A 19205-nucleotide genomic window follows, 5' to 3' on the forward strand; every position below is an offset into this window, starting at 1 on the left:
TTATTGTCGGCGCGTTTAATTTTTTTTGATGTTTATTTTCAGCAGGATACAAAAACCGCTGTCGCACGGTGTGTCATCCTGTCGCGGAACTGTGTCGCGCATCGCAACAGATGCGACACTTTGGTGCTACATATATGCAACACTCACGACACGGAGAGGATAATGCCACGCAGAATCGGATCACATCATGTCGACGTCAGCGCCACTCGCCTGGTGCTCCCCGGTCTGGTCAGCGAGTCCTGGCAGCGCTCCGAGCGCCTTGGCTTGCGGCGGGACGATGACGCGGCGCCCGTGCTTCCCCTTGCCGATCTGAATAATGCCCGTGAGCAAAACCCGTGGATTTCTCGCCTGCTGCAACCGCAGCTCACCACTCTGCTGCCAGGCCTGAAAAACAGCCCGTCGATCATTGTGATGTCCGATGCGCAAGGCCTGGTGCTGGAGACGCTCGGCAACCAGGATTTCCTGCATAAAGCCCAGCGCTTCGCCCTGCTGCCCGGCAGCCTGTGGGGTGAGAAGGCTCGCGGCACCAACGCCATTGGCACCGCGCTGGCGATTGGCGATTTCTGCGAAGTGGCCGGCGAACAGCATTTCCTGAATCACAATGCCGGGTTGTACTGTGCCGCCACGCCGGTTTACGGCCCTGACGGAAAAATCGCTGGTGTGCTGGATTTATCGACCCCCGCCACCCACCCCGGACGTGACGCCGTCACGCTTATCCGCCGCGCCGTGGCGAATATCGAGCATGACTGGGCCTGCAATATGTTGAATAAAGACCGCTGGCTGCTGCGCTTGCACCCGGAGCACGATCCGGAAAACGAAATGATTATGGTGTTTAGCGATGAGGTGTTACTCGGCGCCAACCGGCGGGCGATGCAGGAATTTGGCCTGTCGTCGGCGAGTATCGGTAGCGTGGCATGGCGCGCGTTATTTACCCACCGGCCCGATCGACACCCTGCGCCGGTTGAAGCGCTCAACCAGCGCCGCTACCTGGCGCGCCAGCAAACTCATCACAGCGCGCGCATCACCGTGCCTCCGATGCAGCAACCGGTCCACCCCCAGGCGTTGCGGCTGCTGAATGCCGGGATCGCGCTGTGTATCACCGGGGAAACCGGTAGCGGCAAAGAGCATCTCTGCCGCGCGCTACACCAGCAAAGCCACTGGCGCAGCGGGCCGTTTGTCGCCATTAACTGCGCCGCCGTGCCGGAAAACCTGATTGAGTCAGAGCTTTTTGGCTATGTGCCCGGCGCGTTTACCGGCGCGAACCCCAAAGGCTATGAGGGAAAATTGCGTGAAGCCAATAACGGCGTGCTGTTTCTCGATGAGATCGGGGATATGCCGCTGGCGATGCAAACCCGCCTGCTGCGGGTGTTGCAGGAAAAATGCGTTACGCCGCTGGGCGGTAATGGCCGTCATAACGTTAATTTCGCGCTGGTATGCGCAACCCACCGCGATCTCCAACAGTGCGTGGAGCAAGGCAGCTTCCGGGAAGATTTGCTGTACCGCATCCAGGAGTTTCAGCTGCGGCTGCCGCCGCTGCGCGAGAAACCCGACCTCGCCGCGTTTATCCTTACGCTGTGGGAACAACTGGGTGGCGTGAAGCGGCAAATCGCCTTGTCGGACAATCTGCTTAACACCCTTTCCCGCCTGCCCTGGCCGGGCAATGTCCGCCAGTTGCTCAGTTTCCTGAAAGTGCTGCTGGCGCTGTACGATGACGGCGATGTTATCGAAGAAGAAACCCTGCCGGAAGGCGTGGTATGCCCTGGATTACGGGCGGCGCCCGTGCTCAGCGCCGTCCCGCCGCCGCCGGATGAGCTGGCGGCGCTGCGCGAAGCGAACGGCAATATGGCCCAGGCCGCCCGCCAGTTAGGGATTTCACGCAGTACCCTGTACCGCCGGTTAGAGCGGCGCAGTGTGAGTTAGGCGAACGGCAAGGCTTCATCGGCCCAACCGGTGATGCCGCCTGGCATCACCTTCACATAACGCCCCATCCCGGCAAGTTTTAACGCCGCCCGATCCGCGCCGTTGCAGTGCGGCCCGGCGCAATAGACCACAAACAGCGTATCCTGCGGCCATTCACTCATACGCGCTGGCGTCATCTCCCGATGGGGTAAAAAGATCGCCCCCGGCAGATGGCGACGGGCGAACGTCGTTTCGTTGCCCACCACATGCAGTAAAACAAAATCCTGCTGGCCGTCGTGAATCGCGGCGTAAACATCCGCGCAATCGGTCTCGAAGGCTAAGCGCTGTTGGTAGTGAGCAACAACCTGTTGCGGCTGGGCGGGCGGAAATTCAGTAACGTAGCTCATTGGTATGCCTCCTGTTTTGTGTTAACAATACTCTAACTTCCGCCCTGCAAAATGGCTGCGGCCAGACGTGACAGAAATCGCCAGGATCATGACATGATGAAAACCTCCCTCACCCAACCGCTGGTTGTTGCGCTGGCCTACGACGGCTTGTGTACCTTTGAATTTGGCGTGGCCGTGGAAATCTTCGGCCTGTCGCGACCGGAGCTGGGAGAGAACTGGTATCGCTTCGCCGTCGCCTCCGTTGATGGCGGCGAACTGCGCGCCACAGGCGGCGTGCGGGTGGTTGCGGATGGCGATTTGTCGTTAATCGCCGAGGCCGGTACGGTGATGGTCCCAGGCTGGCGCGGGGTGGACGAGCCGGTTCCCGAGGCACTTTGCCAGCAGCTACGCGCCGCTTACGCGCGGGGTTGTCGAGTTATGTCGATTTGTTCCGGGGTATTTGTGCTGGCCGCCGCCGGATTGCTGGATGGACGCAAAGCGACGACCCACTGGCGCTATCTGGACGCGCTACAGCAGCGCTATCCGGCGATTGATGTGGTGCCCGATGTCCTGTACGTCGATGAAGGTAATTTACTCACCTCGGCAGGCAGCGCGGCGGGCATTGATTTGTGCCTGCATCTGGTCAGGCGTGATTACGGCCAGGAGACGGCGAACAGCGTGGCGCGGCGTTTAGTGGTGCAACCCCACCGCGACGGCGCGCAGTCGCAAAGTATCGTTCGGCCCGTGCCGATCGCCCGCGAAAGCAAACGGCTGGGGTTACTGTTTGATTATCTGCACCAGCAGTTGGCGGAAAACCATACTGTGGCGTCGCTGGCCTGCCGCGCCGGTATGAGCCCGCGCACTTTTCTGCGCCGTTTTCAGGACGCCACCGGCACCACGCCTGCGCGTTGGCTGCTCAACGAACGGCTGGTGCGCGCCAGAATGATGCTGGAAAAAACCCGGCTGTCACTGGATCACATCGCCGCCCAGGTCGGCTTCGGCAGCGCCAGCACGTTGCGCTATCACTTTCAGCAACACTTTTCCGTTTCGCCTGCGGCTTATCGTAAAAGTTTTACCTGATCGTCGCATTATCTTCACACAGTTCTGCTTTTGTTTAGGTTAGGCGCGGTATGCTCTCTGCACTCGGTTGAGGTTCTTTTTTTAAACAAAGTGAGGTTTTATCAGCTAATAAATGGAGGTCCACTATGCTGGGCAATATGAACGTATTTATGGCAGTACTGGGTATTATTCTTTTTTCCGGTTTTCTTGCCGCTTATTTCAGCCACAAATGGGATGACTAATGAACGGAGACTGTCCCTTCCAGAGAAAGGCCCCTCGTTGATACGCACATCGGGGGGCCTTTTGCTTTTGACGGTTTTCGGCAGGCAAAAAAAAAACCGCCAGAGCCCTGACGGTTAAATGCTTGCATGGATAGATCTTTGAAATTCGTAGTCTACGCGCAGTTCTCAATGGCAAAGAGAACGCCGGAATACCCTGTGAACTTATCAGGCAATGGCTCAACGGCAAGTAAACGAAGCGCGTAAAATCAGTGAAAACGCGTCCAGCACAGGATCAGCAGCCAGGCGCTGAGACTCCAGCACCCTACTGCCGCGATGAGCGCAAACGGCACCCGCATCATGCCAGTGAAGTACCACAGCGAGGCGAGATAGATAAAGTAAGGAATAATCGACCACATACCGAAAATGATGGTGGTGCGTAACGCTTCGACCCCGCGTTCGGTGGCCACAATATAGTGCGCAATCAGCGCGAAGGTGGGGAATAACGGAATAAGCCCGGCGATATAGTAATTTTTCGTGCGCGACAGGATCGCAATCAATACCACAATCAGCGCGCCCAGCGCCGCTTTAATCAGTAAGCCCATTTTCCCTCCCAAAAGTCACCCGGCAGCATACGCAGCGAAGCGAAGCCATAGCAACCTTTAGCGAATGAAAATTTTTCAGGCCGGTAAGCGCGTTTACCGTTGTGTTATCTATAGTTATCAGATAACTCCACACGGCAAGGATCTGCGCTATGCGAATCTCGAAAAGTCATCTGCGAACCATTCTGAATAAGCTGGAAGACCTTTATCCGCACCCCATGGTCGCGGAGGACTACGCCGATCTGGCGGCATCGTTAGGCGATGAAATGACCCTCGACGGGCATTTGTTGTACCTCCAGGAGAAAGGATTTATTCACATTACCATGAACTACAACATTGCCCAGCGCGCCTGGCGCATCAATTCGCAGGAAACCCGCATTAGCGCCGAGGGGCTGGATTATCTGGAGGATCAGCGCAGTATTTAGCGGCGCGGGTTGCACAGCACCATCAATACCAAAACGCTATAAGTACAGCGATACCTCGCCGGCTGGCCGTGTTTTAAACCGGCGGTGCACCCAGAGATACTGTTCTGGCGCACGCAGGATTTCGTGCTCAATGATCCGGTTGGTAAACGCGGCGGCTTCTGCTTCATTGGTGGGATAGTTTTCAATTTCAGGCGAAATATAGAGCCGATAGCCGCTGTTATCGGCCCTGCGTACCATGGTGACCGTTAATAACGCCGAGCGCGATAAACGCGACAGTACAAAAGTGCCATTGGTGGTCGCCACGTCTTTCACCGCGAAAAACGGCGCGAAGCTGCTGCCTTTAATGCCGTAATCCTGATCCGGGGCAAACCACACCGACTCTCCTTTCTTCAATGCGCTGACCATGCCTTTAAGGTTGCGACGGTCGATCATGGCCTTGTTAGAACGCATCCGGCCTTTGGTCTGAACCCACTCCATCATGGCGTTGTTATGAGGCCGATAGGTCGCCATCATCGGCTGACAGATACCCATAATGCGCCCGCCCAGCTCCAGCGACATAAAATGCACCCCCACCACCATCACGCCGCGCTGCTGCGCGGCGGCACGTTGTAGGTTTTCCATGCCCTCTACATCAAAATATTTACGCACCCGGCGATCGGACCAGAACCACGCGATGCCGGTTTCCAGCAGCGCCATGCCCAGCGATTTAAAATTCTCTGTGACCACGCGTTCAGTATCTGCCGGGGTGTTATTGGGAAAGCATAACTCGATGTTTTTACGCGCAATGGATTCGCGACGCTTTAAAAATGGCCGCGCCAGTTTGCCTGCGTTAAAGCCAATCAGCCGAATAGCGGGATAAGGTAATTGCACCAGCAACCATAAAAAACCCAGTCCGAACCAGGTTAACCAATATTTAGGGTGTAAAAATTGGTTTTTAAAACGCGATAACGTAAACATACAAGGCCTTAAGCGATCCTCCTGCGAGGCCGCTATTGATAAGAAAATTTTCACACTGCTTAGTTAGGCACCGTTATAACAAATAATTCATTTTTTATTGTAAATTCGATGAAAAACAGCGATGCATTATGTTACTGAAAATATTATTCATTTAAACCAATAACTTAAAAAAATCTAAATTTACGCCATTCGCGTCAACAGCCCAGCCAAAATCCCAATTACCAACAATTAGGAGTAAGAGTATATTATTTTGCAAACTTTATAGCCATTTCATTCTCTTTTAAGTAACGCTAATTTTTGAGTGGCGTTGCCAGGATTGTCCATGGATTATTTTTAAACCGTTATTACGCTTAAATGCTTAATTAAAGATTAAGATTGCGATTTTTAGATCAGCCGCCATCACGTTTGCAGCGTTAAAAACTTTTTTGCGCTCTTTTTGCTCGGGCGTTCCGAAACCTTATTACGATGAAACAATCAAAAATCGCTCTACTACAACAACTTAATCCGTTTATTTCCCTCGCTTTATTCGAAAACAACGTATACTCATAAATTCGCATTTTGTTAACCCCCATTTAACAAGATGCCTTTTCAGGGTGTTTTACTGCCCTCAATCTGCCACACGGAGCCTGACATGGGCCGATTTACCATTGAAATACTCGCATCACAGTGCGGGGTCACCACGCAAAATTTACGCTCGTGGCAGCGTTACGGTCTTATCAAAGCACGCAAAGATGAAAAGGGTCACCGCTACTATGATTTTTCCCATATCAGCCAGGTGAATTTAATTGTTCAGTGGATTGGCAAAGGCGTGCCGCTGCGCAGCATTCAGGCGCTGATGATGGGCGAAGAGATCCGCAAAAACTCCGGTTGGTTTGCTTACCAGGAACAACTCTACGCGCTGTGTGAAGCGGGTAACCTCAGCAAACTGCGCGGTTTTATCTGGAAGATCGCCCGTGAGGTGCCGCCTCATGTGTTTATCGATGAGTTTATCCGCCCCTTCCGGCTTTGGATCACCGCTGGCCGCCAGCCAGGCCTGGAAATTAGCCGCGTGCGGCTGGATACCGCCCTGATTGAATATGCTGTTTTTGCGGTCAGCAACATGCGCAAACGCGCGGGCGGCACCATGCTGATTTTAGGCACCCATTTCAACGATACCGTGGAACTCTGGCTGGAAGCGATTCGCTATGCCGGGGAAGGGTTTCAGGTTGAAGTGCTGGCGGGCAGGGTCTCCCAGCCGGATCTCAGCCGCGAACCCTACGACCATATTCTGGTCTGGGCGGGGCGCCCGCTCAACGCCGCCCAGAAAGCGCGCCATACCGCCTGGCTTGAGCAAGGCGTACCGGTGGCGATCACCGGGCCTGGCGTGCGGCCGATGATGAAGAATGCCAGTCGGGATGGGGATCTTAAACTTAAGGTTCCCCCTGCCGCCAACCAGAATCCGCCGGAGAGTCCCGATATTCAGACCGCCTGAGGTAAAAAAAGCTACCTGCAAAGGTAGCTTTGGATTGCGTTAACATCATGAAGATAAGTTAAGCCAGCCCGCGGTTTTTCAGCATCGGTTCAATCCCGGGATTGTGCCCGCGCCAGTCGCGGTACAGCGCTTCTAAATCGCTGCTGTTGCCGCGCGAGAGGATCGCCTCACGAAAACGCTGGCCGTTCTGCGCGGTTAATCCGCCCTGCTCGACAAACCACTGGTAGCCATCATCCGCCAGCATTTGCGTCCACAGATAAGCGTAATACCCTGCCGCATAGCCGCCGCCAAAGATATGGGCAAAATAGCTGCTGCGATAGCGAGGCGGCACAGCCTCCATCCAGACCTTTTCTTGCTCCAGCGCCTGGCGTTCAAACGCTGCCACGCTCTCCAGCGGCTCGCCCACCGTTCGGGTATGCCAGTTCATATCCAGCAGCGCCGCCGCCAGCAGTTCGGTCATGTCGTAGCCTTTATTGAACTGCGCGGCGCGGAACAGGTTTTGTTTAAGCGCCTCGGGCATCGGTTCGCCATGCTGATGATGGCGCGCATAGTTGGCGAACACCTCCGGATGGCTGGCCCAGTGTTCATTAATCTGCGACGGGAATTCCACGAAATCGCGCGGCGTATTGGTGCCGGAAAGCGTGGCAAAACGCTGCTGCGCGAACAAACCGTGCAGCGTGTGGCCGAACTCATGGAATAACGTGATCACATCGTCCCAGGAGATCAGCGCGGGCTGGCCGTGCGCCGGTTTCTGGTAATTACAGACGTTGTAGATCACCGGCAGATTGCCGAGCAACGTGGATTGCTCCACAAAATTCCCCATCCATGCGCCGCCGCCTTTGCTGTCGCGGGCGAAGAAATCCCCGTAGAACAGCGCCAGCCCGGCACCGTTGTTGTCGAAAATTTCCCAGACCCGCACGTCCGGGTGATAAACCGGAATATCGGCGCGCGGCACGAACTTCAGGCCGAACAGCTTGCTGGCGGCCCAGAACACGCCGTCGTTGAGTACGCGATCCAGTTCGAAATACTCCCGCAACTGGTTTTCATCCAGCGCATATTTTTCACGGCGCACCTGCTCGGCGTAAAACGCCCAGTCCCAGGCTTTGGCCTGAAAACCGCCCTGCTGTTTGTCGATGCAGGCCTGGATATCCGCCAGCTCCTGGCGCGCCCGCGCCGTTGCAGCCGGAACGATGTTGCGCATAAAGCCCAGCGCGGCGTCCGGGGTTTTCGCCATCTGGCTGGCAATGCTCCAGGCAGCGTAATTATCAAAGCCTAATAACGCCGCTTTTTCCGCCCGCAGCGCCGCCACCTTGCTGACAATCTCGCGCGTATCGTTGGCGTCGCCCTTCTCGGTACGCTGCCAGCCAGCGTTAAACAGCGCTTCGCGGGTATGGCGATCCTCCAGCGACTGAAGCGCCGGTTGTTGGGTGGTGTTAAGCAGCGCCAGCCACCAGCGCCCTTCCAGCCCTTTATCTGCGGCGGTCTGAGCGGCGGCCTGAATCTCCGCGTCCGTCAGGCCCTTTAACTGGCTGACGTCGCTGATCTCCAGCCCGCCTGACTTCGCCGCCGCCAGTAAGTGCTGGTTGAACTGGCTGGTTAACCGGGCCAACGACTGGTTGATGGCTTTAAGCGCCTCTTTTTGCGCGGGCGCTAACGTGGCGCCCGCCAGCATAAAGTTTTGCCAGATCACCTCAATCAGGCGCAGCGCTTCGGCATCCGGGGCCATCTCATGACGCTGCTGATAGACGGCGTCGAGGCGGCTGAACAGAACCGGATTGAGGTAAATTTCATCCGCCAGCGCCGCCAGCTCGGTAGAAAACTCTTCATCCAGTTGCTGGAGATAATCATTGGTGTGCGCCGAGCTCATGGCGAAAAACACATTAACCACGCGGCTGAGCATCTCGCCGCTCAGCTCCAGCGCCAGAAAGGTGTTATCGAAACTGGGCGGTTCGAGGTACGCGGCGATCTGCGCAATCTCTTCGCGCTTGCGGCGCATCGCCTCATCAAAAGCCGGGCGATAGTGTTCATCACGGATTTCATCAAACGGCGGCGCCTGATAAGGCTTCAGGCTGACGCTGAAAAAGGGATTTGATTGTTGCATAACGCACTCCCGCGGGAATTCTGGCAAAACTCAAGCTTATGCAACCCCTTGCCTGGCCGCAATAATTTCTGGCAACAGATGCCCTTACCACGAGGTTGCTTCACATGCTAAGGTATTCATCACTTTGAAAAGCGTTGAGGAACAGCGAGATGATTATTCTGGTTACTGGAGCAACCGCCGGGTTCGGCGAATGCATTACCCGTCGTTTTATTCAAAATGGTCATAAGGTGATTGCCACCGGCCGTCGCCAGGAGCGCTTGCAGGAGCTGAAAGACGAGCTGGGCGACAATCTGTACACCGCGCAGCTGGACGTGCGTAATCGCGCCGCCATCGAACAGATGATCGCTAACCTGCCGCAGGAATGGCGCGCCATTGACGTGCTGGTGAACAACGCCGGGCTGGCGCTGGGCATGGAGCCGGCGCATAAGGCCAGCGTTGAAGACTGGGAAAACATGATCGACACCAACAACAAAGGGCTGGTGTATATGACGCGCGCCGTGCTGCCGGGCATGGTGGAACGCAATCGCGGCCATATTATTAATATCGGTTCTACCGCGGGCAACTGGCCTTATGCGGGTGGCAACGTCTATGGCGCTACTAAAGCCTTTGTGCGCCAGTTCAGCCTTAACCTGCGCACCGATCTGCACGGCACCGCCATCCGCGTGACCGACATCGAGCCGGGCCTGGTGGGCGGCACCGAGTTCTCCAACGTGCGCTTTAAAGGCGACGATGAGAAAGCCGACAAAACCTACCAGAACGCTAACCCGCTCACGCCGGATGATGTGACCGAAGCGGTATGGTGGGTCGCCACCCTGCCTGCGCACGTCAACATCAACACCCTGGAGATGATGCCAGTCAGCCAGACTTATGCCGGATTAAGCGTACACCGCGGTTCCTGATGCTTAGCTGCTGCCCGGCCTCGCGCCGGGTGGCAGATCCGTGGTAGATTGAATAAGTTACCTGCAAACGAAGCGCATACCGATGGCCGTTGAAACCCTGTTAAACCCCACCCAGCCTGTTAACCAGCAAATTTACCGTATTTTGCGCAGCGATATTGTTCACTGCCTGATCCCGCCGGGCACCCCGCTGTCGGAAAAAGAGGTCTCGGTACGGTTTGACGTCTCCCGCCAGCCGGTACGCGAAGCGTTTATTAAACTGGCGGAAAATGGCCTGATTCAGATCCGTCCCCAGCGCGGCAGCTACGTGAATAAGATTTCACTGGCGCAGGTGCGCAACGGCTGTTTCGTGCGCCAGGCGATTGAATGTGCCGTGGTGCGCCGCGCCGCCGGGATGATCACCACCGAACAGCTCTATCAGCTGGAACAAAACCTCAACCAGCAGCGCACCGCCATCGAGCGTAAACAGATCAACGACTTTTTCGAGCTCGACGACGCCTTTCATCAGAAACTGGCCGATATCGCTGAATGTCAACTCGCCTGGGATACCATCGAAAACATCAAGGCCACCATTGACCGGGTGCGCTATATGAGTCTCGATCACGTGTCGCCGCCGGAGATGCTGCTGGAACAACACATGAACATTTTCAACGCGCTGGAAAAGCATGACGTGGAGGGCGTTGACCTCGCTATGACCCGCCATTTGCAGGAAATCAGCGAGTCGGTACAGCTCATCAAACAGGAAAATCGCGACTGGTTTAGCGACGACGCCTGAGCGTGACATTCATCACACAAATCTCGTTTTTTTGATCGACATTAAGGTTTTCGCTTCGGTGATTTTTAAAATATTCACCGTCTGAATTTTCATTCTGTTCAGGAGAAAACCACCATGATGACTTATGATCGTAACCGTAACCCTATCACCGAAGGCAGCCGGGTCATGATTAATGGCACCGGCCATACTGGCGTTATCCGCGCCATACATAGTGACGGCATGACCGCTGCCGATGTGCGCCGCCAGCAAACGGTAGAAGTAGAGGGTTATGAGGGTAAAGTTGCGCCGGTTGAATTAATTCGCCTTGGCATGCACTAAGTGGTGAGAATGCCGCCCCGGGCGGCATTCATTGGTATTGCTACAACGCTTTTGCGTATTGCGCCACAGTCGCTTTCGCGCCCTTCTCCAGCAGTGTCAGATACGCCGCCGTCACCCCGTCTACAAACGCCGGATTTTGCGGCAAATCGTTGCCAAAAATCGCCGACAGTTCCAGCAACGCGTTAACGCGCGCCTCGCCCTGCTCGCTGTGCGCCACTTTGGCGGCGATCTCGGCTTTAAGCGGATCGCTGATTTCAATGGCTGCACCCTGCTCATCTACGCCATGCACGTAGCGCATCCAGCCTGCCACACCCAACGCCAGGAGATCCCAACGGGAGCCGTTGGCCAGATGCCAGCGGATTGAATCCAGCATCCGCTGCGGCAGTTTCTGGCTGCCATCCATGGCGATTTGCCAGGTACGGTGCGCCAGCGCGGTGTTCTCATAGCGCGCGATCAGGCTGTCGGCATAGCGGGCTAAATCCACCCCTTTCACGCTGAGCGTCGGCGCCTGCTCGTTCAGCATCAGCGCCCGCGCAGTAGCGCGGAAATGGGCATCTTCCATACAGACATTAATCAGCGGATAGCCCGCCATATACCCCAGATACGCCAGGAACGAGTGGCTGCCGTTGAGCATCCGCAGCTTCATCTCCTCAAACGGCAGCACGTCATGCACCAGCTCCGCGCCCGCTTTTTCCCATTCCGGGCGTCCGGCGACAAAGTTATCTTCAATCACCCACTGCCGGAACGGTTCGCAAGCGACGGCCACCGGATCGTTAACGCCGGTCTGCTCCGCGATGCGTTGCAGGGTTTCCGGGGTGACCGCCGGAACAATGCGATCCACCATGGTGGAGGGGAATGTCACTTCGCGTTCAATCCAGTTCGCCAGCGCGGCGTCAATCGCGCGGGCATAGGCCAGCACCACATTACGCGTGACGTGACCGTTTTCCGGCATATTGTCGCAGGACATCACGCTGAAACCGCGCAGGCCCAATGCCTTACGGCGCGCCAGCGCGGCCACGATGACACCTACCGCGGAAACCGGCTGCTGCGGCTGTTTTAAATCCGCCGCAATTAACGGATGCTCGATCATCAGTTCCCCGGTCGCCGGAGAATGGCAGTAACCTTTCTCGGTGATGGTCAGCGTCACAATGGCGATTTGCGGCTGGCACATAACGTCAAGCACCGCGTCGAGACCATCGACCTGGGCATGCAGCGCCTGGTTAACCACGCCCACCACGCGGGTGGCCCAGCCATCGGCGGACATTTCCGCCACGGTGTATAAGCGGTCCTGCTGATTGAGATCGGCGATCTGCTGCTCGCCGCCGATCAGGTTAACTTCGCAATAGCCCCAGTCGCTATGGTGATCGGTCGCCAGAATATCGGCGTACACCGCCTGGTGGGCGCGATGAAAGGCACCAAAGCCGAGGTGGACGCAGCGGGTCACCAGCTTGCTGCGGTCATACTGCGGTAAAGGTAACGTTTTGTTTTTCATGATTAACTCACTGTGAACGCATTAAAAAGCCCCCTTTTCAGGAGGCTGGTTGTTAACTGTCTCGTGAAACGCGCAGTTCGGCGGGTTTCAGGTGTGGTGCCGGGTTGGTGTTACACCACAATTCTTCATAACGATAGCCGGTGAGATCCTCGACCACTTTCCGGGTCTCAGGCTGAACGTCGCTTTTCGCGCCGTGGGCTTTCAGGCGCTCCACTTCATCAACAAAGATCTTGTGGGTACGCTTGTTCAGGCGGAAGGTCAACGCTTGCCACAGGGCAATCAGCAGCAGGCCTGCCGTGCCGATGAACAGCAGTGAAGCGATGGTGTTTACCGCGCTCTCCGGCTGAACCTGGCTGCCTTTCACAAACCCGCCGCTCTGCAACAGTAAGCCCACGACAAAGGTTGCAATCGCCACTGTGGTTTTGCGGGAAAAGGTCATAACGGCGGCAAACAGCCCTTCACGACGTTGGCGGGTGATCATCTCGTCGATGTCCGGTATAAACGGGAAGACGTTCCATGGGGTAAATTCCAGTACGCAACGCCCTATCTGATACACCGCTGCCAGCACCACTAACAGCAGCACTTTATTATCGGTCGGGAACTGATAGACCAGAAACAAGCCAAACAGGCACAGCATCATCACGCTGTAGGCGAAAACATACAGGCGCGACGGGCCGTATTTAATAATCGCGACCCCCGCCAGCAGCGTTACCGGCAGCCCGACGATACTCATCGACAGCAGCGTCCCGGCAAGGGAGGAAGAAACCTGCAGGCAATACACGCAGAAGAAAACAAAAACGGTGTTATAAACATCTTTGGCGGTAAAGGAGAACAGATAGATTGCCAGATGTTTTCTGAACGCGCGAACCTTCAGCGTTGAGCCATAATCCCTGAATAAGTTGCCCAACTGCGCCAGTTTTTCCTTAACGGATTTCGCTTCGCCGGGACGTTCCAGCTCAGCCAGCATTTCCGGCGTTAATTCACGCTCCCAGGTCACTTTCCAGGAAATAAACACGCACACCATAAACAGTACGGCAAAAACCACACCATTGATTAAATAGGCGTTGGCGTTATGCTCGCCGAAGAAACCTATCAGCAGCCCCGGAATAAAGGTTGCCAGAAAGGTGCCGGTGGCCGAAAAGAACATGCGGCAGGTGGACATTTTTGTACGCGAGTTAAAGTCCTTGGTCATTTCCGACGGCAGGGTTTCCCACGGAATAAGCACCATCGCCGCGATAATTTCAAATGCCAGATAGACGGCCAGATAAAATCCGTACGTCATGCCATTAAGCCAGAGTAACGAATAGACCAGCATCAACGGCGCGCCAATTAATAAGAAGAAGCGACGGCGACCGAATTTCTTCCCCAAATAGTTTTTATAAAAATGGTCGGTAAAGCTGCCCATAAACAGGCTGACAATCGCATCGACAATACGTGCAATAGCCACAATAGAGGCGGCTTCAACCGGTGATAACCCCACAAAGGTGGTATAAAAGAAGAGAAGCCAGGCACCAATTACGGTAAAGGCCCCGCCACCCATAATATCGGTTACGCCATACCCAATACTAACGGGTATAGTAATTTGTTTTTTGGACTGAGACATGGTCTATCCTCAATAGGGTCAGAGAGATTAGAATCGGAAATAATTTTTAGCGTTATCGTGGCAAATATTTGTTATTAGAGTTGATAATATTTTCGGATTATCAGGCACTTCTCCACGCTCAACCCATCCGCCGACCAGATTACACAAAATTCGGCGGAAATAGTCATGGCGGGTATAGGAAATAAAACTGCGGGAGTCCGTCAGCATACCGACAAAATTCATCAGTAACCCCTGATCGGCCAGGCAGTTCAACTGGCTTTCCATGCCCCGCCGCGTGTCGTTAAACCACCAGCCGGAACCAAACTGGATGGGTGATTTCACGCCGTCACAGGCGGACTGGAAGTTGGCGATGGTCGTGGCGACAATATCGTTATAAATCGGGTTCAGGTTATAGAGAATAGTTTTTGGCAGCGCATGGTTACGCGCCATACTATCCAGTAAGCCGTTCAGTCCCTGCGCCAGATGACACTGGTCGGCAATGGAGTCAAAACCCGTATTAATACCGATCTGTTGTTTCATCAGCGTGTTGTTGCTGCGAATCGCGCCAAAGTGGATCTGCATGGCCCACTGCCGCTGCTTATAATGCCCGGCCAGCATGACAAAAATGGCGCTTATCAGTGCCGCATTCTCTTGCTGACTTAAGGCTTCACCGCTGCATTTTTTGGCGAATAATTTTTCTACTTCACCTGCCGTCGCGGCCTGATAATGAATCTCAACCGGGCCATGATCGGAGATCCGGCAACCAACGTCATGGAAATAATCAATCCGTTTTTCCATCGCGCGCGACAGATCGGCAAAGCCCTGAATATTAATCCCGGTTAACACCGCCAGTTTTCCAATAAATAACAGGAATTGCTGCGGGTTTTCTTCAAAAATTTCATCCGGTCGGAAAGTCGGCAAGACGCGGGTTTTAAAATCAGCCTCGTTACGCAACAGACGATGGTATTCCAGAGAATCCAGCGGCGAGTCGGTGGTGCAAATCACTTCCACACCGGAGCGGGAAATCAGCGCCCGGGGTTTAAAATCATCCTGCGATAAACGTTGATTGCAGGCGACCATGATTTCACGCCAGTTACTGGAATCTAAATTATCTTCAATACCGAAATAATAATTCAGTTCCAGATGCGTCCAGTGATAAAGCGGGTTTCCAAAGCAGGCCTCCACTGTTTCGGCCCATGCCTGAAATTTTTCTTCCGCCGGGGCGCTACCGGTAATTTTCTCTTCGCTGACGCCATTGGCGCGCATTGCGCGCCATTTATAATGATCGCCCGCCAACCATAACTGGGTAATATCCTGAAAGGATTTATTTTCATAAATCTCTTTTGCATCAAGGTGGCAATGGTAATCGATAACCGGCAAATCCTTTGCCAGTTCACGATACAATTTGCGCCCTGATTCATTATTAATCATAAAACTATCATTTATAAATTTCATGACTGCTCTCCCTTCCTGAGCATGCACTGAATTAATCGTCAGGGCTTACCAGTTCCACAGCGTGCCGTCTTCAAGACGGGCTACCGGCAAATAGGCAGGTTCATACGGATATTTCGCCGCCAGTTTTTCATCAAATTCGATGCCCAGCCCCGGTTTGTCGCCCGGATGCATATAGCCATTATCAAAGGTCCAGTTATGGGGGAACACTTCCAGCATTTGCTCGGAATAGCCCATATATTCCTGTACCCCGAAGTTTGGCACCCACAGATCAAAATGCAGCGCCGCCGCCATACAGACCGGTGAGAGATCCGACGGGCCGTGAGATCCGGTACGTACCTGGTACAGCGAGGCGAAATCAGCGATACGACGCATGCCGGTAATACCGCCCGCATGGGTAATGGTGGTGCGGATATAGTCGATCAGTTGCTCTTCGATCAGCTGTTTGCAGTCCCAGATGCTGTTAAACACTTCGCCCACCGCGATAGGCGTGACGGTGTGCTGGCGGATCAGGCGGAAGCATTCCTGGTTTTCAGCAGGGGTTGGGTCTTCCATCCAGAACAGGCGGTGCGGCTCCACGCTCTTGCCGAAACGCGCGGCTTCGATGGGCGTCAGGCGATGATGCATATCGTGCAACAGATGTTCGTTGAAGCCGAATTTGCTACGCACCGCTTCAAACAGTTTTGGGGTGAAGTCGAGATATTTCTCGGTTGACCACAGCTGCTCTTCCGGCCATTCGCCTTTGGTCGCCGGTTCGTAGGCCAGGCCTTTGCCCTTCGCCATCCCGTAGGTGGTTTTCATGCCCGGCACGCCGCATTGCACGCGGATGGCCTTAAAGCCCATCTCTTTGTGGCGCGCGTAGTCGTCCAACACTTCATCGATGCTATGGCCAGTGGTATGGCAATAAACCATCACCCCTTCGCGAGATGCGCCACCCAGCAACTGATACAGCGGCATATTGGCGGCTTTGGCTTTGATATCCCACAGCGCCATGTCGATTGCGGAAATGGCCGACATGGTGACCGGGCCGCGACGCCAGTACGCGCCCTTATAGAAAAACTGCCAGATATCTTCGATGCGGTGCGCATCCCGCCCCACCAGTTGCGGGCACAGATGATCTTTCAGATATGACGCCACGGAAAGCTCGCGGCCATTGAGCGTGGCATCCCCTAACCCGGTTAACCCGCTGTCGGTAGTGATTTTTAAGGTGACAAAGTTGCGCCCCGGACAGGTCACAAAAACTTCAGCACTGACGATCTTCATGGTTTTTCCTTACAACGTGAACGGCATGTATTAAGTTGCGTTCAATTTACGCAACTGAGCTACTACCATACAAGTATGAAGATCATAAAATCATGAGTGCGGTCACAAACACTTTGTTGATTTGCTCATTTTTGCAGCGAAACCTGGATTATGCGCGACCCCAGCCCGCGACGATGATCAACATCCCGCACAGGGCGATCCCCGCCCCGAGCCAGTCATAAATGCTGAGTTTGACGCCGTCCACTACCCGCAACCACAGTAGCGCGGTCATCACGTAGACACCGCCGTAAGCCGCATAAACGCGGCCACTGGCGGCGGGATGCAGGGTTAACAGCCAGACAAATACCGCCAGCGACAGCCCGGCGGGCAGCGTCAGCCAGATACTCCCGCCGCGCCGCAACCAGAGCCAGGGAAGAAAGCAGCCAATAATTTCAGCAAGCGCGGTGGCAAAAAACAGCAGGGTTGTTTTAATCATGTTGAAGGAAAATCCTGATAATGGCGTGAGAGTGTGCTGCTCTGTAACGCGGCAATGGTATAATAAAAGCGTCGGGACACCGATATGTACTGTTTAACCAGAAAGGAAACCAGGATGAAAAACCTCCTTAGCAAATCCGCAGTGCTGATGTTGCTGGCTGGTGTGTTTACCATCGCTTCGCCTCTCCATGCGCAGACCGACAGACTGGTCATCGAGTCCGGTGACAGCGCGCAATCCCGCCAGAACGCGGCGATGGATAAAGAGCAATGGAATGACACGCGATCGCTGCGCCAGAAAGTGAATAAACGCGCAGAAAAAGAGTGGGATAAAGCGGACGTCGCTTTCGACGCCCAGGATAAATGCCAGCAAAGCGCCAATTTGAACGCTTACTGGGAACCGAACACCCTTCGCTGCCTGGATCGTCGCACAGGCCGCCAGATTATGCCGTAATACTCAGGGCTCCCGCGGGGGCCCTTGTTTCACCTGCTACAAAAGGATTTACCATGCCCAGCGAGTATTCCGTCAAACTTCGTCCGCTTGAGCGGGAAGATTTGCGCTTCGTCCATCAACTTGATAACAACGCCAGCGTGATGCGCTACTGGTTTGAGGAGCCTTACGAAGCCTTCGTGGAGCTTTCCGATCTGTATGACAAACATATTCACGATCAAAGCGAACGGCGCTTCGTCGTTGAGTGCGATGGCGACAAGGCCGGATTAGTGGAACTGGTGGAGATTAACCACGTTCACCGCCGCGCGGAATTTCAAATCATTATCTCTCCCGAGCATCAGGGCAAAGGCCTGGCGTCGCGCGCCGCTAAACTGGCGATGGATTACGGCTTTACGGTGCTGAATCTCTACAAGCTGTATTTGATCGTCGATAAAGAGAACGTCAAAGCGATCCACATCTACCGCAAACTGGGCTTTACGGTAGAGGGCGAGCTGGTGCACGAGTTCTTTATCAATGGCGAATACCGCAACACTATCCGAATGTGCATTTTCCAGCATCAATACCTGGCGGAACACAAAACCCAGGGCAGCATTTTAAAACCGACCGCGCAGTAAACCTCTCCCGCGGCGCTGTCGCGGGATCAATAGTATTCAATGGTATTTTTAATGGTGAAATGGTGGAGCGACGGCGGCGTGACGCTCTCGTCGGTGATATCCAGCGTGCAGCTTACCGGATTGAAAAAGCTATCGTATTTGCAGGCCTGCTTAGCGCGCGCGATGGCTTTATCATTGAGCGTGCTCACCGACTGATAATCGAGTTTCTTACGCTTATCGGCGGCGGCTTTGGCATCCACCGCCAGCGTCGAGGCTTTCGCCTGGGTCTTTTTCCCCAGCGGATAGCCCTCTTCATCGTAGCGGTAGTTTATGGTCGCCTCTTTGCTGCGCGCCGCCACCACAAAACCGTTGTCGTCGGTGTCATACAGCAACCCGACAGCCGGTAATTCCGCCAGCTGGCATTTGCCCTGCAGTTTTACCCGCTTTTCGCCGGAATTGGCTTCCAGATAATAGTTGGCATCCAGTACCAGCGCTGCGCCGGTATTGGCGTCCAGATCGTGAAACTCCAGCGAATCGAAACACCCTTCTTCCGATAACGTCGCGCTTACCCGCCGGGTCACTTCACCCTTATCATTGATCAACGTCTGGCTGAAATCTTTAACCGGCCCGCGCAGCGGATCAAAGTCAAATTCATTAGAAAAACTTGCCATTTCAGGCGTATAGGCAATAGGCCCTTGCGAATTGTCACAGCCGCTCAGGGCTGCCGATACCGCTATTATCAGGATCTGTGGCTTCACGCTTGGGCTTCCTCCCGTCTGAAAACAACGCTTATG

The 19205-nt window shown here is 54.7% G+C and carries 20 protein-coding genes; 10 read left to right on the forward strand and 10 right to left on the reverse strand.

The features are described from left to right. Positions 1–162 precede the first annotated feature (162 nt). Positions 163–1920 carry a sigma-54-dependent Fis family transcriptional regulator gene (locus tag FHW74_RS14485; RefSeq protein ID WP_183171103.1) on the forward strand — a complete coding sequence of 586 codons (1758 nt, stop codon included), beginning with the start codon at positions 163–165 and terminating at the stop codon, positions 1918–1920. Here FHW74_RS14485 and FHW74_RS14490 read toward each other — a convergent pair. Continuing rightward, on the reverse strand, positions 1917–2306 hold the full coding sequence (locus FHW74_RS14490; RefSeq protein ID WP_183171104.1) for a rhodanese-like domain-containing protein: 390 nt from the start codon (positions 2304–2306) through the stop codon (positions 1917–1919). The two genes, FHW74_RS14485 and FHW74_RS14490, sit on opposite strands and share 4 nt — an antisense overlap. A 93-nt stretch (positions 2307–2399) precedes the next feature. On the opposite strand from FHW74_RS14490, the gene ftrA reads away from it, so the two are divergent. Both ftrA and mgtS read left to right on the forward strand, forming a co-directional pair. Beyond that, complete coding sequence (gene ftrA / locus FHW74_RS14495) at positions 2400–3365, forward strand: transcriptional regulator FtrA (protein WP_183171105.1); 966 nt, start codon at positions 2400–2402, stop codon at positions 3363–3365. A gap of 125 nt (positions 3366–3490) precedes the next feature. Further along, positions 3491–3586, forward strand: coding sequence for a protein MgtS (gene mgtS / locus FHW74_RS14500; RefSeq protein ID WP_000901367.1), 96 nt, complete (start codon positions 3491–3493; stop codon positions 3584–3586). Positions 3587–3831: 245 nt separating this feature from the next. On the opposite strand, the gene FHW74_RS14505 is transcribed toward mgtS, so the two are convergent. Continuing rightward, positions 3832–4167, reverse strand: coding sequence for a GlpM family protein (locus FHW74_RS14505; RefSeq protein ID WP_125295268.1), 336 nt, complete (start codon positions 4165–4167; stop codon positions 3832–3834). A 149-nt stretch (positions 4168–4316) separates the two neighbouring features. Between FHW74_RS14505 and FHW74_RS14510 the strand changes: the two genes are divergently transcribed. Then, on the forward strand, positions 4317–4589 hold the full coding sequence (locus FHW74_RS14510; protein ID WP_183171106.1) for a hypothetical protein: 273 nt from the start codon (positions 4317–4319) through the stop codon (positions 4587–4589). 36 nt (positions 4590–4625) lie between these two features. On the opposite strand, the gene lpxP is transcribed toward FHW74_RS14510, so the two are convergent. Further along, positions 4626–5546 carry a kdo(2)-lipid IV(A) palmitoleoyltransferase gene (gene lpxP, locus FHW74_RS14515; protein WP_183171107.1) on the reverse strand — a complete coding sequence of 307 codons (921 nt, stop codon included), beginning with the start codon at positions 5544–5546 and terminating at the stop codon, positions 4626–4628. Between the two features lie 631 nt (positions 5547–6177). On the opposite strand from lpxP, the gene FHW74_RS14520 reads away from it, so the two are divergent. Further along, positions 6178–7017, forward strand: coding sequence for a MerR family transcriptional regulator (locus tag FHW74_RS14520; protein ID WP_183171108.1), 840 nt, complete (start codon positions 6178–6180; stop codon positions 7015–7017). 58 nt (positions 7018–7075) lie between these two features. Here FHW74_RS14520 and dcp read toward each other — a convergent pair whose 3' ends face one another. After that, the gene (gene dcp, locus FHW74_RS14525; RefSeq protein ID WP_183171109.1) at positions 7076–9118 is read right to left on the reverse strand and encodes a peptidyl-dipeptidase Dcp; all 2043 of its coding nucleotides are present in this window, start codon (positions 9116–9118) and stop codon (positions 7076–7078) included. 149 nt (positions 9119–9267) lie between these two features. Here dcp and ydfG point away from each other — a divergent pair, with 149 nt between their 5' ends. From ydfG to ydfZ, 3 genes are all read left to right on the forward strand, one after another. After that, positions 9268–10017 carry a bifunctional NADP-dependent 3-hydroxy acid dehydrogenase/3-hydroxypropionate dehydrogenase YdfG gene (gene ydfG, locus FHW74_RS14530; RefSeq protein ID WP_183171110.1) on the forward strand — a complete coding sequence of 250 codons (750 nt, stop codon included), beginning with the start codon at positions 9268–9270 and terminating at the stop codon, positions 10015–10017. 82 nt (positions 10018–10099) lie between these two features. Next, complete coding sequence (locus FHW74_RS14535) at positions 10100–10789, forward strand: GntR family transcriptional regulator (protein WP_183171111.1); 690 nt, start codon at positions 10100–10102, stop codon at positions 10787–10789. 114 nt (positions 10790–10903) lie between these two features. Then, positions 10904–11107: a putative selenium delivery protein YdfZ gene (ydfZ, locus tag FHW74_RS14540; RefSeq protein ID WP_125295261.1), complete on the forward strand. Its 204-nt coding sequence runs from the start codon at positions 10904–10906 to the stop codon at positions 11105–11107. Positions 11108–11147: 40 nt separating this feature from the next. On the opposite strand, the gene FHW74_RS14545 is transcribed toward ydfZ, so the two are convergent. The 5 genes from FHW74_RS14545 to FHW74_RS14565 all read right to left on the reverse strand — a co-directional run bounded on the left by FHW74_RS14545 (position 11148) and on the right by FHW74_RS14565 (position 17371). Beyond that, a complete protein-coding gene (locus FHW74_RS14545; protein ID WP_183171112.1) occupies positions 11148–12599 on the reverse strand; it encodes a mannitol dehydrogenase family protein in 1452 nt (483 codons plus the stop codon). A 52-nt stretch (positions 12600–12651) separates the two neighbouring features. After that, positions 12652–14202, reverse strand: coding sequence for an MFS transporter (locus FHW74_RS14550; RefSeq protein ID WP_183171113.1), 1551 nt, complete (start codon positions 14200–14202; stop codon positions 12652–12654). 27 nt (positions 14203–14229) lie between these two features. Further along, the gene (gene uxaC, locus FHW74_RS14555; protein ID WP_183171114.1) at positions 14230–15636 is read right to left on the reverse strand and encodes a glucuronate isomerase; all 1407 of its coding nucleotides are present in this window, start codon (positions 15634–15636) and stop codon (positions 14230–14232) included. 45 nt (positions 15637–15681) lie between these two features. Continuing rightward, positions 15682–16896 (reverse strand): starvation-sensing protein RspA, encoded by a 1215-nt coding sequence (gene rspA / locus FHW74_RS14560; protein ID WP_183171115.1) that lies wholly within the window; start codon positions 16894–16896, stop codon positions 15682–15684. A gap of 148 nt (positions 16897–17044) precedes the next feature. Further along, the gene (locus FHW74_RS14565) at positions 17045–17371 is read right to left on the reverse strand and encodes a YnfA family protein (protein WP_183171116.1); all 327 of its coding nucleotides are present in this window, start codon (positions 17369–17371) and stop codon (positions 17045–17047) included. 114 nt (positions 17372–17485) lie between these two features. On the opposite strand from FHW74_RS14565, the gene FHW74_RS14570 reads away from it, so the two are divergent. Further along, complete coding sequence (locus FHW74_RS14570) at positions 17486–17821, forward strand: DUF1283 family protein (RefSeq protein WP_183171117.1); 336 nt, start codon at positions 17486–17488, stop codon at positions 17819–17821. Positions 17822–17874: 53 nt separating this feature from the next. Beyond that, positions 17875–18432, forward strand: coding sequence for a spermidine N1-acetyltransferase (gene speG, locus FHW74_RS14575; RefSeq protein ID WP_125295253.1), 558 nt, complete (start codon positions 17875–17877; stop codon positions 18430–18432). Between the two features lie 26 nt (positions 18433–18458). Here speG and FHW74_RS14580 read toward each other — a convergent pair whose 3' ends face one another. Beyond that, the gene (locus tag FHW74_RS14580) at positions 18459–19169 is read right to left on the reverse strand and encodes a YnfC family lipoprotein (RefSeq protein WP_183171118.1); all 711 of its coding nucleotides are present in this window, start codon (positions 19167–19169) and stop codon (positions 18459–18461) included. Between the last annotated feature and the right edge of the window lie 36 nt (positions 19170–19205).

Origin of the sequence: Atlantibacter sp. RC6, from assembly GCF_014193285.1 — a bacterium.
Classification (GTDB): Bacteria; Pseudomonadota; Gammaproteobacteria; order Enterobacterales; family Enterobacteriaceae; genus Atlantibacter.

Excerpts from the sequence above, each read along its gene's own strand:
- FHW74_RS14485 (WP_183171103.1), top strand. The coding sequence starts at position 163 with ATGCCACGCAGAATCGGATCACATCATGTCGACGTCAGCGCCACTCGC.
- FHW74_RS14490 (WP_183171104.1), bottom strand. The coding sequence starts at position 2,306 with ATGAGCTACGTTACTGAATTTCCGCCCGCCCAGCCGCAACAGGTTGTT.
- ftrA (WP_183171105.1), top strand. The coding sequence starts at position 2,400 with ATGATGAAAACCTCCCTCACCCAACCGCTGGTTGTTGCGCTGGCCTAC.
- mgtS (WP_000901367.1), top strand. The coding sequence starts at position 3,491 with ATGCTGGGCAATATGAACGTATTTATGGCAGTACTGGGTATTATTCTT.
- FHW74_RS14505 (WP_125295268.1), bottom strand. The coding sequence starts at position 4,167 with ATGGGCTTACTGATTAAAGCGGCGCTGGGCGCGCTGATTGTGGTATTG.
- FHW74_RS14510 (WP_183171106.1), top strand. The coding sequence starts at position 4,317 with ATGCGAATCTCGAAAAGTCATCTGCGAACCATTCTGAATAAGCTGGAA.
- lpxP (WP_183171107.1), bottom strand. The coding sequence starts at position 5,546 with ATGTTTACGTTATCGCGTTTTAAAAACCAATTTTTACACCCTAAATAT.
- FHW74_RS14520 (WP_183171108.1), top strand. The coding sequence starts at position 6,178 with ATGGGCCGATTTACCATTGAAATACTCGCATCACAGTGCGGGGTCACC.
- dcp (WP_183171109.1), bottom strand. The coding sequence starts at position 9,118 with ATGCAACAATCAAATCCCTTTTTCAGCGTCAGCCTGAAGCCTTATCAG.
- ydfG (WP_183171110.1), top strand. The coding sequence starts at position 9,268 with ATGATTATTCTGGTTACTGGAGCAACCGCCGGGTTCGGCGAATGCATT.
- FHW74_RS14535 (WP_183171111.1), top strand. The coding sequence starts at position 10,100 with ATGGCCGTTGAAACCCTGTTAAACCCCACCCAGCCTGTTAACCAGCAA.
- ydfZ (WP_125295261.1), top strand. The coding sequence starts at position 10,904 with ATGATGACTTATGATCGTAACCGTAACCCTATCACCGAAGGCAGCCGG.
- FHW74_RS14545 (WP_183171112.1), bottom strand. The coding sequence starts at position 12,599 with ATGAAAAACAAAACGTTACCTTTACCGCAGTATGACCGCAGCAAGCTG.
- FHW74_RS14550 (WP_183171113.1), bottom strand. The coding sequence starts at position 14,202 with ATGTCTCAGTCCAAAAAACAAATTACTATACCCGTTAGTATTGGGTAT.
- uxaC (WP_183171114.1), bottom strand. The coding sequence starts at position 15,636 with ATGAAATTTATAAATGATAGTTTTATGATTAATAATGAATCAGGGCGC.
- rspA (WP_183171115.1), bottom strand. The coding sequence starts at position 16,896 with ATGAAGATCGTCAGTGCTGAAGTTTTTGTGACCTGTCCGGGGCGCAAC.
- FHW74_RS14565 (WP_183171116.1), bottom strand. The coding sequence starts at position 17,371 with ATGATTAAAACAACCCTGCTGTTTTTTGCCACCGCGCTTGCTGAAATT.
- FHW74_RS14570 (WP_183171117.1), top strand. The coding sequence starts at position 17,486 with ATGAAAAACCTCCTTAGCAAATCCGCAGTGCTGATGTTGCTGGCTGGT.
- speG (WP_125295253.1), top strand. The coding sequence starts at position 17,875 with ATGCCCAGCGAGTATTCCGTCAAACTTCGTCCGCTTGAGCGGGAAGAT.